Raw genomic sequence first — 12,818 nt, 5'->3', positions numbered from 1 at the left:
GAGCGCCCGGCTACAGGGCGTGCTCGACTACCAGGTGACCGGCAGCTCGTACACCCCGTACGCGAGCCGGTCATGCTTGAACTCGATCTGATCGACCGGCTTGGCCAGGCGCAGCGTGGGCACGCGGCGGAAGAGCGTGCCGTAGACAACCTGGAGTTCCACGCGGGCCAGTTGCTGGCCGATGCACTGGTGGATGCCGAAGCCGAACGCGTTGTGGTGGCGGGCGTTCTCCCGGTGAAGGTCCAACCGGTCGGGCTCGGGGAACGTGTTCGCGTCCCGGTTGGCGCTGAGGAGCTCGATGATGATGCCTTCGCCGGCGCGGATGACCTCGCCGTTGATCTCGATGTCCTCCGTGGCGATCCGGCGCTGGCCGCCGTGGATGATGCCCAGGTAGCGCAGCAACTCCTCGACCGCTCCCGCGACGACCTTCGGGTCCTCGGTGTCGCGAAGGACCGCCAACTGGTCCGGGTTCTCCAGCAGCGCGACCGTGGCGAGACCGATCATGTTGGCGCTGGTCTCGTGCCCGGCGCTGAGCAGCCCCAGGCCCATCATGGAGGCCTCGGGCAGGGTGATCTCACCGGCGTTGACGCGTTCCGCGATGTCGGAGAGCACATCGTCGGCCGGCTCGGCGGACTTCTTCTCGATGAGCCCGACGAGGTAGTCGTTCAACGCGCGGAACACACCCATGGCCTGTTCGGGAGTCGCGTTGCGCCTGATCCCGTCGGAGGCACTGCGATGGATGAACTCGTGGTCCTCGTGCGGCACGCCCAGAATCTCGCTGATCATGAACGTCGGCAGGGGCAACGCCAGCGCCTCGACGATGTCGGCCGGCTTGGGTCCGGACAGCATCGTGTCGATGAGGTCGTCGGTTTTCTTCTGGATGTCGGTGCGCAGCGCCTCGACACGTTTGAAGGTGAACGGGCTGGTCATGATCCGGCGGTACCGGGTGTGCTCGGGAGCATCCGAGTTGAAGACCGAACGCGGGCGGTGCTCCACGCCCGCCGCCATGCCTTCGTGCCAGTGGGGGAAGCCCGGCAGCCGCTCGTCGGCACTGACTCGGGGATCATTGAGCAGGGCCCGCTGCTCGGCATGGCCGGTGACGATCCAGGGAGTGCTGCCGTCCCAGATCCGTATCCTCGCCAGGCCCTTCCCGCCGGTGAGGGGCCGGAGGGCTGGAGGGGGGTCGAACGGGCAGCCTTCCGCCCTGGGCAACGGCCACTTGGGGAGCTCCGCTGTCCTGTCGCTTGTGGTACCTGTCACTGCGTTGGACATGTCCATCCTTCGGTCTGGGCCGGGTCGTCATTCCTCGATGTGGATGGCCAGGGCGGGGCAGACGGCGGCCGCGTACCGGACGTCGTCGGCAAGTTCGGCGGGCGGTTCGGCGCTGAGCAGCACGGCGACACCGTCCTCGTCACGCTGGTCGAACACGTCCGGGGCGTTGGCCACGCACTGTCCGGCCGCAACGCACTTGTCCTGCTCGATGGATATCTTCATGGTGAGGCTCCTCACTGCCATGAGGCGAAGCAGTGCCTCACGGAACGGCGGGAATCGACTGGCGACAGGCTGACGCTTCGTCAGAAGCGCAGACCTCACGGGTCATGCGGACCGGCATCCCCACCGGCGCAGATCCTCGGAGAGAACGACGCCGACAGGTTGGGGGGCACCACGCGACGCACGGAGAACCCCCTCAGAGCCGGTCTCCGTCGACCGCACTTCCGAGTGAACTCCCGCCCAGAAGTTAAGTCAACGGGTTGATTGAAAGTTTCTGCTGCGGGTTCTGCCGCCGCGTACTCGGCCTGTCGCGGACAGCCGCGCGGGGAGCACGCACGCCGTCGCTACGAGACGTGGGTGACAGGTGCCTGCCACAAACCGACGATCGCGTCGACCAAGCCGGTGGCAGCGCCGCGCCAACTGGATCTGGGCGTGGCCGCTCCGTCGGCGAGAGCACGCTCCCGCTCGGCACACATGTGCAGGCTCACCTGCCGGGTCATGGCGGTCCGCTCCGCGCGCACCTCGACAGGCAGGTCCGGGAGGCACCGGTGCAGGTTGTCGAGGATCTGCCGCTGCACGGGAGGGGTGAGGGTCTCGTCGACCACGATCTCGTGCAGCACGGGGTCGACCATCACCTGGGCGCAGAACCGCGCGTACCACGTGGGGTTGCCCAGGGCCGCCAGATGCTCGGGCAGCGGGCGCACCAGGCAGGACACCCAGTCCCGCAGGTCGGTGGAGTCGCCGACCTCGGCCAGAAGGCGTGCGCTCACCTGCTCGATCTGCTCGGTGTGTTTGTGTGCGATGGCCCGCACGAGGTCCGCTCTGGTGCCGAAGTGATAGCCGACCACCGCCGTGTTGCCCTGTCCCGCGGCCTCGCTGATCTGCCGGTTGGACACGGCGTAAACACCGCGCTCGGCGTAGAGGCGCTCCGAGGTGCTCATAATGAGCTCCCGGGTCGCCCTGACATGCTCGGCCCGCACAGTCCTACCGGCCATGCACAGTTCCTCCGGGGATTCTTGGTGCTCCACCTGACAACTGCCGAGTTGCGGTGCACAGTACACTCAAACCGCCGAAACCGACTGTGTAAAGCCCTCTGTGAAGCAAGTTCCCGCGCGGGAAGACGTCGACCGGCGACGGTGACCTTGGGCGGATCGCCGCCGGAGTCTGCGATGTCGTCACGAACCCACTCCGGGTGTCAGGACTGTGCCGGTGCCTTGGACCACTCGGCGGCCGCCTGCTCGAGGAGGGTCCGCCGGTCGGCTTCGAGGAGCAGCCGCTGTGTCACCAGTCTGGTCGCCAGAGTGTCGTAAGCGGCGAGATAGCGGTCGAGTGAGCCGTAGCGTCCGCGCAGGTCGTCGCCGGTGAAGGGCTGCCAGCCGCCGGAATTCCCGCAGGTGGCCGCGGAGTTCGCGGTGGACACAGGCGTCAGCGCCGGCGGCGCTGGTGAGCCGAGGGGCAGGTCGGCCGCGGGGAATCGCACTCCGCCCAGCGGGAAGCCGTCGCCGTCGACCTGGGGCACCGACACCTCGCGACCGGGCAGCCCGTTCAGAAGTGCGGGGTCGGCGGGCTTCGCCCCGGCCGTGAACAGCCGCTCCGGCGGCATCGGAGCCGGCCCGCCGACGCCGACTCGACGCTCCAGGGCGACCAGCATCGCCCGCGAGTAGGGCCGGTTGTCGATCGCGTTGAGCGGAATGACCTCGCCGCTGTTGCACCCTTGGGCGAACGCGGAATCCGCCTGGGCCTGCGTCAGCGTCGGCCTGTGAGCGGCGGGCCAGTCGTACCGGTGGTAGCCGGTCACCGCATACGCCTGCCGGGAGATACTGGCCCGAAGCCGGTAGTAGTCGGTGTATGCGGCCACATCCACGAAAACAGGGTCGGTCCTGGGTCGGCGCAGCACCTGTCGCGGAGTGAGGGGGACTCCGTCGGGCCTGACATAGGCGGTCTGCGGTTCGCCGTCGGCGGCTGCGACGGCGTTGATTGCCAGTTGGTTGCCGACGCCGTCCTGAGCGTACGCACCCTGGAAGACCTGTCCGCGCGCGTCGTTGAATCCCTCGGCGACGAAGCTGGTGACGAACCAGGCTGCCTGGCTCAGCCCGACGAGCAGCAGGTACCGGTAGGAGCCCAGCGGTGAGTCTGCGTCGCCGAGCCGGCCCTCGCGCAGCAGTCGGCCGAAGTCACGGACGATCACCTGGCCGACGCCCTGCGCGGCTGCCGGGACGCCCGGCGAGTAGCCGGTCTGCCACTGCACTCGCGCGTAGGAACGTGTGCCGTCGAACAGGAAACCGCTACCCATCCCGGACGTGTACGACACGTCCTGCGGTGCACCTCCCGGCACGTCGAAGCCGTTGAAGTCGCGGAGCATCAGCGGGGTTCCGCGGTTCTCCGCCTCCACCACAATCGAGCCACGTGCGTCGTCGCCGACCGGGCGGATCACCTCGAAGCCGGATGTGTAGGCATGGACGCCGTCACCGGCGACCGTGTCGAGCCCCGCAACGGGCTCGTCGCCCGACACGGATCCGGAAACGGTGCCGGCCAGCCGTTCATACGGCGTGCCACCGAACGTGCCCAACGATTCCCGGCGCGTCACGCTGACACCGGTGATGCCCGATGTGCGGTCGGCCACCGACGCCGAGGCGGGAGCGGGCGTCGGCAGGGCGACGGTCGTACCGAGCGCGAGGAGCAGAAGCGAGCGGCGATTCAACACAGGGTCTCCCAGGGGGATGTGGCTGAAGTTCTGAAGTTGCCGAGGGGCAACGGATCCAGGTGGCGGCCCTCGCGGTGCCCCGCCCGCCGGCTACGAGGCCGACCGGCCGTGTGGTGAGCCGCCTGTCGGCGCTGTGGGGCCCACGATCGCGTCGCTGTCGGTGAGTTGGGCGAGACGGGCCAGCGACTGGGCGGATTCGCCGTTCGGGGCGGCATGGAAGAAGGCCAGGTGCTGGCCGTGGGTACCGGTGATGGCGAGCTTCTCGTAGTTCAACTCCATCCGGCCGACCCGCGGGTGCGTCAGGACGACCCTGCCACTGGCGCAGCGGGCCACCTCCTGCCGGGCCCACATGCGGCAGAACTCCTCGCTGCGCAGGGACAGTTCACCGACCAGCTCGGCAAGGTGCCTGTCCCGGCCCTCGGGACCGGCCAGCGCGCGGATCCCGGCGACCATGGTGGCCGCGACGCGCTCCCAGTCCTGGTCGTCTCCGTCGTACATCGCCCTCACCGCCGCGTCGAGGAACACGGAACGCAGCGCGTTCTCGCCGGGAGTGATCGCCGGGGAAAGCGCCGTGGCGAGGGGATTGGCGACGAGGACGTCCTCGTAGCGGTTCATCACCATGGCGGGGATGTCGGTGCGGGAGAGCACGAACTGCCGTATGCCGTCAGGCACCCGCTCGGTGCGACGGCGAGCGGGGCGTGGCCGCTCGGGCGAGGCGAGGCGATGCAGGTAGGCGGTCGCCTCCGCGTCGAGGCCGAGCACGCGGGCCAAGGCGTCCAGGACCTGGGCGGACGGGTGGTGGTCGCGGCCTTGTTCCAGGCGGAGGTAGTACTGCGCGGAGAGCCCGGCCAGCTGTGCCACCTCCTCCCGGCGCAGCCCCGGCACGCGCCGCCTGCCGTGGGCCTCCAGACCGACGTCCCCGGGTGGGATGCGGTCACGACGGGCCCGCAGAAAGGCGCCCAGTTCGTTGCTCCGACTCATGTCACGCCCTCACGACGCCCCTGGGTGCCGACGGATGCCGGTGAGCCTGTCCCTGTCGGGGTCCTGGCTGGACGGACCGCCGAGGCACAGAGTGCTGCCGAAGCCACCTCTCCCGGAGGAGCACCATGACCAACGGCACCCGCCTCACCACGCCCTTCACTCGCGACACCACCGCCGACGAGGTCCTGGCCGACGTCGACCTGACCGGCCGTCGCGCGGTGGTCACCGGCGCCTCCTCCGGCATCGGCATCGAAACCGCCCGCTCCCTGGCCAGGGCCGGCGCCGAAGTGACCCTCGCCGTCCGCAACGCCGAGGCGGGACACTTGGCCGCCGCCGACATCACCGCCACCACCGGCAGCACCAAGATCGAGGTGTCCGCCCTGGACCTGACAGACCAGGCGTCGGTGGCCGCCTTCGCCTCCGGCTGGTCCGGCCCGCTGCACATCCTGGTAAACAACGCCGGCATCATGGCCGTGCCCGAGCTGCGCCGTACCCGGGAGGGGTGGGAGTACCAGTTCGCCACCAACCATCTCGGCCACCTCCACCTCGCGCTCGGCCTGCACACCGCGCTCGCCGCCGAGGGCGCGCGCATCGTCGCCGTCAGTTCCTTCGTCCATCTGCACACTCCGGTCGACTTCGACGACATCCACTTCGACCGCCGCCCGTACGACCCGTGGCTCGCCTACGGCCAGTCCAAGACCGCCAACGTGCTCTTCGCCGTCGAGGCGTCCCGGCGCTGGGCCGACGACGGCATCACCGCCAACGCCCTGCACCCGGGCGGCATCCGCACCGGCATCCAACGCCATCAGGCGGCGATTCTGGAGTCGAACCAACACGCCCAGGAGGTCATGGAGCGCTTCCCCTGGCGCACCCCCGAACAGGGCGCGGCAACCTCGGTGCTCCTTGCCGCCTCCCCCCTGGTGGAAGAGCTCGGCGGACGCTACTTCCAGGACTGCGACGAAGCCCTTCCCCACGACCCTGCCACCGTCGAGGACGTCCCGGAGCCGACGGACGTGGCCGCTCACGCTCTGGATCCGGGGGCCGCCGAACGGTTGTGGACCGTGTCCCGGAAGATGCTCGGCCGTTGAGGTCACGACGCCACCCATCGCTTCCACAACCGCGCTATCGCGCCCCGTGCATGGGCAGGATGATGGCCGACGGTCGGGCGGGGGCGTGAAACACCTCCTGGTCGGCCGTGCGGAGTTCGGTGGCGGTGGCAGGTGACACTCCCGTGCCGGGGTTGCGGGCGTACCGAGGGAAGGCACCGCTGGAGACCTGCACTCTGATGCGGTGTCCGCGCCGGAACCGGTAGGCCGTCGGCCACAGTCGCACGGTGGCGCGGGAGAGTTTGTCCGCACCTGAGAGCGAGACCAGGCCGTCGCAGACGTTGACCGAGCGGCCGCGGCCATCCACGTCGCACAGTCGCACGAACACGTCGGCGAAGGGCCGGCTGGAGCGGAACCAGATCTCCGCACTGACCTCACCGACGACCTCGACGTCCTGGTCGAGGACGGTGGTGGTGTACGTGAGGACGTCCGGCCGCGCCTCCAACTTGGTGTTGTCCTTGCGACCGCCGCCGGCTGCGCGCGCACCGCCCACCGCAGGAGTGGGATCCGTCGGGTCGTAGCGGTACCGATCGGGCGCCGAATCGGCGGGCGCCCCGGTGGACAGGGCGCCACCGGACTGGAGGTGGAAGCGCTGGGGCCGGTAGCCGGGTGGTGGCCAGGACGGGAAGTCGCCCCAGGCCTCCTCGCCCATCACATAGAGGCGCACGGGAGCCCGCTCCGGTGGGCGCTCGCCGCGCGCGAGGGCGAGTCCGAAGCTGAGCAGTTCGCGTGTCGGTGTGTTGTCGAGGTTGGCGTGTGTCCACGGGCCGATCGTCAACCGCGCGTGCCGGCCCGCCGCCTGCAGGGCTTGGAAGTCGCGGATCTGGCCGGGCAGGAAGATGTCGAACCAGCCGCCGACCGAACTCACCGGCACGGCCGCCTCGGGCACCCGGTGCCGGTGGTCGAGCCCGGTCCAGCGCGGGGAGTCCGCGTCGTGGGTGAGGATGTCCTGGATGTACTCGACGCGCTGCCCGGTGGCGGCGACGTCGGCCCCGCTCAACGGCAGGGTGTCCAGCGCCCGTTGCTTTCTCCGCATCTGGGCCAACCCGCGCAGTACGCCGGTCGGCTCGGGGAGGGCGTTGTTCACGCCCCAGGTGAACGGCGTCTCCAGGGACAGGCCGTCGGCGCGGAGGAACTCCAGGGTCAGCGCGGACTCGGTCATGTTTCGGGATCATCGCCTTGACCTGTGGCGGCAACCGGTCGGCCACGGCCCACTGCACATAGCCGAGGTAACTGGCACCGACCAGCACGACAGACTCGCCGCACCACGGCTGCTCGACCACCCACTCCAGGGTGGCCAGGCCGTCGTCCCGTTCCTGGCGCATGGGGTCGAACACGCCGCCCGAGCCATGGGTGCCCCGCACGCTCTGGATCAGCACCTGGAAGCCGCGCTCGGCGGGCACCCGACCCAGTTGCACGCCGACCGGCCCCCGTCGACCGTACGGGGAACGCACCAGTACGAGCGGCAGGCCCTCGCCGCCGGACCGCGGTGCCCACCGGTCGGCCAGCAGCACGGTGTCGTCGGGCATCGGCATGCGCAGATCCCGCTGAACGATCACGTCTCGCGTCAGCGGCGGGTCCAACTTGAGGACACGTTGGGCGAGATGGCTGATCGGCTGCACGGGTTCTCCTCGTCTCGACGCGGCTCGCGTGCCGCATGCAGGCCGAGGCCACACGCCTCGGCCGACCGATGACCGCTCCACTCGGTCACTCTCAGATTGCTCTGCCCAAGGGGAGAACCTCGTCCTAGTTGGTCACGCGGCGATCGGGGCGGTCAGCGCGTCGGTCCACGGAGTGGTACAGGAGATGAGGGCTCGCCACGCACGCATGATCTTGGGGGATTTTCCCGCAACCAGTACGCCGGTCAGCTGGTCGCCCTTGCGGTAGGCGACAAAGAGCTGCCGGGCCCCTAGGTCGCTGTCCAGAACAACCGCCTCGTCGTGGTCACGCAGGTTTCCGTACGCCTGGAACTTGGTTCCGTACTGGTCGGACCAGAAGTACGGAACCGGGGCGAAGGGGCGCTTCTCATCCGAGTGGAGCAGGTTGCGAGCGACGGCCATGCCCTGCTCGGCGGCATGGGTACGGTGCTCGACGCGCATCACTGTGTCGAAGAGCGGGTTGTACCAGCGGGCCACATCCCCGACCCCGTACACGCCGGGCGCGGCGGCACAGTACTCGTCACACACCAGCCCGTTGTCCACGGTGAGCCCGCTGCCGGCGAGCCACTCGGTGTTGGGGATCGAGCCGATGGCGACCAGCACGTCGTCGGCCGGGAGGACGGTCCCATCGGCCAGCCGTACACCGGTGACAACGCCGTCGGCGCCGAGGAGCTCGACGACCGCGGCATTCGTCCGCACCTCGACGCCCTGGTCGTGGTGAAGGCCGGTGAGGAACCGTCCGGCTTCCTCGCCGACGGCCAGTGCCAGCGGGACCGCCGCCGACTCCAGCAGAGTCACCTCGACCCCGAGGCCGCGGGCCGTGGCGGCCACCTCCGCGCCGACGAACCCGGCGCCGACGATCACCAGCCGCCCTCCGGGGCGCAGTGCCGCTTTGAGCGCCAACGCGTCCGGCAAGGTGCGCAGGACGTGCACCCCGGCCAGCTTGTCGCCTTCCGGCAGGCGGCGGGGGCGAACACCGGTCGCCACGACCAGATCGTCGTAGGGCACCTCGGAGCCGTCAGCCAGCGTCACCACGCGCTGCACCGTGTCCAGCCCGGTCGCAGGCACACCAAGGCGCCATTCCAGGCCCAGTGCCTCGATGGCGGCAGTCGATCGCAGGCTGAGCCGGTCGGGTTCCCACTGCCCGCACAGCAGTTGCTTGGACAGTGGCGGCCGGTCGTACGGGAGATGCAACTCGTCACCGACGAGCGTGATCTCGCCCTCGTGCTTCGCTCTGCGCAGCGCTTCCGCCGTGGCCAGCCCGCCGGCCGACGCACCGACGACCACCACGCGGTTCATGCCGCCGCCAGAAGGACGGTCACGGTCGGGCAGACCCGCGAGGCGCCCAACACGCGGTGCCGGGCGGCCATCCACTCCCCGGTGTCGACTGTCACCTTCACTCGACTCTCCTCCCACAACTGGAAGCCAACTACTACTTGCACCAGTGAACCATAAGCGGGAGTGCACTACCGGTTGTTAGACTGGGTTGGTGACTACGGATACCTCGCGACAACTGCGCGCCGACGCCGCGCGCAACGCCGAGCGGATCCAGCGCGCCGCACGGAAGGTCTGGGCGGAGCAGGGAGCTGATGCCCCGCTCGAGGAGATCGCGCGCCACGCCGGCGTCGGCATCTCGACGCTCTATCGCCGGTTCCCGGACAAGGGGGTGCTCGCCCGGGCCGCGCTTGAGCAGTGCCTCGCCGAGGACCTCTCTCCCGCCCAGGCACGCGCCCTCGAGGACGACAACCCGCTGCACGGCCTCACCACGTTGATCGAAGCGGCGCTGACCCTGGCGGCCCGCGAACACAACACCCTGGCAGCCGCACGGATGGCCGACTCACTCACTGCGGATGTCGCCGCCGAGTTCCACGCGGCACTGGCCGAACTGGCCCGCCGTAGCCAGCGGGCCGGACTCGTCCGCGCCGATCTGGTCCCCGAAGACCTGCCCAGGTTCATGGTCATGCTCTTCAGCGTCCTGTGGACCATGGACGCCCAGGCCGAGGGGTGGCGTCGCTACGTCGCCTTCGTTCTCGATGCCCTGTCGCCCACCGGGGCGAATCCGCTGCCCCCGGCCACCGCCCTGCTGAAGCACCCACGCCCGGACAAGTTCCCGATCTGACGTCAGCGGGTTCACGACGCATTCGAAGGTCAGGCCGCCGACCGGCTGGGATCCGGGAGCATTCCGCCGCATCGGCAGACGCACCGACGTCGCACCATCACCCCCACTGGAAGCCGCTGCGGGCCACAACTCCCTGCTTGAGCCGCTCGTCGGGGCCGTAGTCCTCGGCGGGGTGGAAGAACAAGGCCTCGGTGCCCTCCAGGGTCAGCAAGCGCTCGGCGTAGTCCTTCAGGTATGTCTCCCGCCGCTCCGGGGACACCCTGCCCGGCATCCAGGCGACGTACGGCGGCAGCACGTCGAAGCCGAGATAGCGGAAGATCCCGTTGTGGACTGGCCACAGGAACCGGTCATCAACGGCCGCACGCTCTACCGGCACGACAACAGGACGCAGCGGACGCGCCCACCCGGTGGCGCGCCCACCCCACCCCTCCGGCACGGCCAGCCTGGAACCTGTCCGCCCGACAGGGCGGGACAGGACAGTCCCCAACCGACCGTCACCCTCGCCGCGCAGAACAGTGCATCGGCGGCAAGCCCGACCAGCACGATGGCCTCACCCGGCTCGATACCGCGACGCCCATCGACCAGCCAGGCCCAGCCTGGTAACTGCGCGACCGGGCGGCGTTCCGCTTGATCGGGGCGCCATACTCCGCTACATTTTAAATCAACCCGTTGATTTAAGATTGGCCGAACCCGTTCAGACCGGAGACCTCGACATGCCGGACGCCGTCACCCAGCCCGTGGGCACCACAGGGGCCGCGCCACCGATCCTCCGTCACTGCGTCCTCCGGGGGAGCAAGCCCCGGAGGACCGCTCGCTCCGGCCGAAGCCTCCGGAACGAAGGCCTGGAACGGCCTTCCCCTCAGGACATCTCCAGTAATGCCGGGATGCCCCCAGAACCTGACGTCGGCGAATCCCCAAGTGGGTGACATGAGAACGAGCGACACGCACAGACGCATCCAGCAGGCGGCTCTGGAACTCTTCACCGAGCAGGGGTACGAGCGGACTTCCCTCCGCGAGATCGCCGAGCGTCTCGGAGTCACCAAAGCCGCGCTCTACTACCACTTCAAGGCCAAGGAGGACATCCTCACCGCCCTCTTCGAGGAGTGGATCGGACCTGTCACCGAGGTGATCGAGTGGGCCCTGGCCGCGCCTCCCTGCCTGGCGACCAAACAGGAGGCCCTGCGCCGGTACGAGACGTCCCTCGCCCGGACGGCGCCGCTCCTGCGGGCCTTCTACGCCAACCGGGCGGCCGTCCGCGACCTGCCCGTGGGCGCGGCGTTCCAGGAGACGACGAAGCGCCTGGTCGCGCTCTTCAGGGACGGCGAAGCAAGCCTTCCCGACCAGTTCCGCTGCATCGGCGCGGTGCTGACACTGCACGCGGCGGTGCTCGCCCCGGACGACGTCGACGGCCCGCCCGAGGAGAAGCGGGCCGCGGCTCTCGACGTCGCACTCGACCTGCTCGCCTCAGCCCATCCGCCGGACTGACGACACGGAGGGCCCGCGTGCCTGCCGCCTGTACGACGTACAGAGAGATCACCACCTGCCCAGGAGTTCCCATGCCCCACATCCGTCGAAAGAGGCCCGCCCACGTCCTTGAGGCCATTGAGCCCCCGGGCAACCTCGACATGATCGTCGGCGTGGTGTCGGTGACGATCCTGGTGGAGCTCCTCGGGGTCCTGTCCGGATCCGCCGTGTGGCTCCTCGGTCTGCTGGTCTTCCTCCCGGGCACGGCCTCGGCACTGTGCACCGTTCGACAGACGAGGTTCGTCTCGGGGTGGACCACGCTCGTCGTCACCCTCACCGTGCTGCTCCGGGGTGGTGACAGCGGCCAGTGGCTCGACCGGGTACTGCTGGTGCTGCTCACCCTCACCCTGGGAATGGCCTCCGTCTACGCCTGCCACCGGCGCATCAAGCGTGAGCACGAGATGCTCCGGTTGCGCTCCACCGCCGCGGCCATGCAGCGGCACATCCTGCACCCCCTCCCCGTTGTGACCGAGGACATCCTGGTCAACGGCGTCTACGAACCCGTGCAGGAGGACCGGCTGGTCGGCGGCGACATCTACGACGTCGTGGCCTCGCCCTGGGGGACCCGGGTATTGATCGGAGACGTGCAGGGCAAGGGACTGGCCGCCGTGGGCGCCGCGTTCGCCGTCATCGGGGCCTTCCGCGAGGCCGCCCATCGCGAGCCCACGCTCACCGCGCTCGTCGACATCTTGGACGCCGCTGTCGTCCGCCACAACTCGTACGCCGAACAGATCGGCGACGACGAGCGGTTCGTGACCGCGCTCGTCATCTGCGTCGATGGCGGTGCCGAGGCTCAGGTCGTCAACTGTGGCCATATCCAGCCCCGGTTGGTGCACAACGGCGTTGTCACCACACCTCCGCTGGACTCCGGCGTCCCGCTCGGGCTCGCCGAACTCGCCGCCGAACCCACGACCGTGGACTGGTTCGCGTTCCCGGCCGGTTCGACACTGCTCCTGAGCACCGACGGACTCACCGAGACCCGCGCCGCCGACGGTACGTTCTACCCGGTCGACGAGCGACTGACGAGCCACCTCGGCCTCTCCCCCACCGAGCTGCCACAGGCCCTGTACGAAGACGCCCGCGCCTTCACCAACAATGACGACCAACACGACGATGTCGCCGTCCTGACCGTCCGCCGGTCTCCGCACCGCTGAGGACGGCCGCCGTCGTGGTGACCGGTGCGTTCCTTCTGCTGTATGCGCCAGCCATTTCGCCCGGGGCCCCGGCCGCCCGGG

General features: G+C 69.5%; 12 protein-coding genes and 1 pseudogene. 4 read left to right on the top strand and 9 right to left on the bottom strand.

Translation table 11 applies throughout. The annotated features are described in order from the left end of the window. Positions 1 to 27: 27 nt before the first annotated feature. The 5 genes from ACIQTP_RS18250 to ACIQTP_RS18230 all read right to left on the bottom strand — a co-directional run bounded on the left by ACIQTP_RS18250 (position 28) and on the right by ACIQTP_RS18230 (position 5,176). On the bottom strand, positions 28 to 1,272 hold the full coding sequence (locus tag ACIQTP_RS18250) for a cytochrome P450 (protein ID WP_403400950.1): 1,245 nt from the start codon (positions 1,270 to 1,272) through the stop codon (positions 28 to 30). 27 nt (positions 1,273 to 1,299) lie between these two features. Next, positions 1,300 to 1,494 (bottom strand): ferredoxin, encoded by a 195-nt coding sequence (locus ACIQTP_RS18245; protein ID WP_390931072.1) that lies wholly within the window; start codon positions 1,492 to 1,494, stop codon positions 1,300 to 1,302. Between the two features lie 341 nt (positions 1,495 to 1,835). Next, complete coding sequence (locus ACIQTP_RS18240; RefSeq protein ID WP_391058073.1) at positions 1,836 to 2,486, bottom strand: TetR family transcriptional regulator; 651 nt, start codon at positions 2,484 to 2,486, stop codon at positions 1,836 to 1,838. 200 nt (positions 2,487 to 2,686) lie between these two features. Continuing rightward, entirely contained in the window at positions 2,687 to 4,195 is a 1,509-nt protein-coding gene (locus ACIQTP_RS18235; RefSeq protein WP_403400948.1) for an alpha/beta hydrolase domain-containing protein, read from the bottom strand. A 90-nt stretch (positions 4,196 to 4,285) separates the two neighbouring features. After that, positions 4,286 to 5,176, bottom strand: a complete 891-nt coding sequence (locus tag ACIQTP_RS18230; RefSeq protein WP_390931067.1) for a helix-turn-helix domain-containing protein — start codon at positions 5,174 to 5,176, stop codon at positions 4,286 to 4,288. Between the two features lie 125 nt (positions 5,177 to 5,301). Between ACIQTP_RS18230 and ACIQTP_RS18225 the strand changes: the two genes are divergently transcribed. After that, positions 5,302 to 6,264, top strand: coding sequence for an SDR family NAD(P)-dependent oxidoreductase (locus ACIQTP_RS18225; RefSeq protein ID WP_403400946.1), 963 nt, complete (start codon positions 5,302 to 5,304; stop codon positions 6,262 to 6,264). A 34-nt stretch (positions 6,265 to 6,298) separates the two neighbouring features. Here ACIQTP_RS18225 and ACIQTP_RS18220 read toward each other — a convergent pair whose 3' ends face one another. The 3 genes and pseudogenes from ACIQTP_RS18220 to ACIQTP_RS18210 all read right to left on the bottom strand — a co-directional run bounded on the left by ACIQTP_RS18220 (position 6,299) and on the right by ACIQTP_RS18210 (position 9,239). Next, positions 6,299 to 7,444 carry a CocE/NonD family hydrolase gene (locus ACIQTP_RS18220; RefSeq protein ID WP_403400944.1) on the bottom strand — a complete coding sequence of 382 codons (1,146 nt, stop codon included), beginning with the start codon at positions 7,442 to 7,444 and terminating at the stop codon, positions 6,299 to 6,301. 61 nt (positions 7,445 to 7,505) lie between these two features. Then, a pseudogene (locus ACIQTP_RS18215) lies at positions 7,506 to 7,811 on the bottom strand (CocE/NonD family hydrolase); the annotation flags it as partial. Between the two features lie 225 nt (positions 7,812 to 8,036). Next, a complete protein-coding gene (locus tag ACIQTP_RS18210) occupies positions 8,037 to 9,239 on the bottom strand; it encodes an FAD-dependent oxidoreductase (protein ID WP_391391923.1) in 1,203 nt (400 codons plus the stop codon). 190 nt (positions 9,240 to 9,429) lie between these two features. Between ACIQTP_RS18210 and ACIQTP_RS18205 the strand changes: the two genes are divergently transcribed. After that, positions 9,430 to 10,059 (top strand): TetR family transcriptional regulator, encoded by a 630-nt coding sequence (locus ACIQTP_RS18205; protein WP_390931060.1) that lies wholly within the window; start codon positions 9,430 to 9,432, stop codon positions 10,057 to 10,059. A gap of 97 nt (positions 10,060 to 10,156) precedes the next feature. On the opposite strand, the gene ACIQTP_RS18200 is transcribed toward ACIQTP_RS18205, so the two are convergent. Beyond that, positions 10,157 to 10,435, bottom strand: coding sequence for a hypothetical protein (locus ACIQTP_RS18200; RefSeq protein ID WP_391391922.1), 279 nt, complete (start codon positions 10,433 to 10,435; stop codon positions 10,157 to 10,159). 551 nt (positions 10,436 to 10,986) lie between these two features. Here ACIQTP_RS18200 and ACIQTP_RS18195 point away from each other — a divergent pair. Beyond that, complete coding sequence (locus ACIQTP_RS18195; protein WP_390931056.1) at positions 10,987 to 11,544, top strand: TetR family transcriptional regulator; 558 nt, start codon at positions 10,987 to 10,989, stop codon at positions 11,542 to 11,544. Between the two features lie 71 nt (positions 11,545 to 11,615). Further along, positions 11,616 to 12,737 carry a PP2C family protein-serine/threonine phosphatase gene (locus tag ACIQTP_RS18190; RefSeq protein WP_403400941.1) on the top strand — a complete coding sequence of 374 codons (1,122 nt, stop codon included), beginning with the start codon at positions 11,616 to 11,618 and terminating at the stop codon, positions 12,735 to 12,737. The last annotated feature ends 81 nt before the right edge of the window (positions 12,738 to 12,818 follow it).

The organism is Streptomyces sp. NPDC090798 (assembly GCF_044768965.1).
Lineage (GTDB): Bacteria > Actinomycetota > Actinomycetes > Streptomycetales > Streptomycetaceae > Streptomyces.
Note: the sequence above shows the minus strand (reverse complement) of the source record. Positions and strands in the feature narration are given on the sequence as shown.

Excerpts from the sequence above, each read along its gene's own strand:
- ACIQTP_RS18240 (WP_391058073.1), bottom strand. The coding sequence starts at position 2,486 with ATGGCCGGTAGGACTGTGCGGGCCGAGCATGTCAGGGCGACCCGGGAG.
- ACIQTP_RS18225 (WP_403400946.1), top strand. The coding sequence starts at position 5,302 with ATGACCAACGGCACCCGCCTCACCACGCCCTTCACTCGCGACACCACC.
- ACIQTP_RS18195 (WP_390931056.1), top strand. The coding sequence starts at position 10,987 with ATGAGAACGAGCGACACGCACAGACGCATCCAGCAGGCGGCTCTGGAA.
- ACIQTP_RS18210 (WP_391391923.1), bottom strand. The coding sequence starts at position 9,239 with ATGAACCGCGTGGTGGTCGTCGGTGCGTCGGCCGGCGGGCTGGCCACG.
- ACIQTP_RS18230 (WP_390931067.1), bottom strand. The coding sequence starts at position 5,176 with ATGAGTCGGAGCAACGAACTGGGCGCCTTTCTGCGGGCCCGTCGTGAC.
- ACIQTP_RS18250 (WP_403400950.1), bottom strand. The coding sequence starts at position 1,272 with ATGTCCAACGCAGTGACAGGTACCACAAGCGACAGGACAGCGGAGCTC.
- ACIQTP_RS18245 (WP_390931072.1), bottom strand. The coding sequence starts at position 1,494 with ATGAAGATATCCATCGAGCAGGACAAGTGCGTTGCGGCCGGACAGTGC.
- ACIQTP_RS18220 (WP_403400944.1), bottom strand. The coding sequence starts at position 7,444 with ATGACCGAGTCCGCGCTGACCCTGGAGTTCCTCCGCGCCGACGGCCTG.
- ACIQTP_RS18190 (WP_403400941.1), top strand. The coding sequence starts at position 11,616 with ATGCCCCACATCCGTCGAAAGAGGCCCGCCCACGTCCTTGAGGCCATT.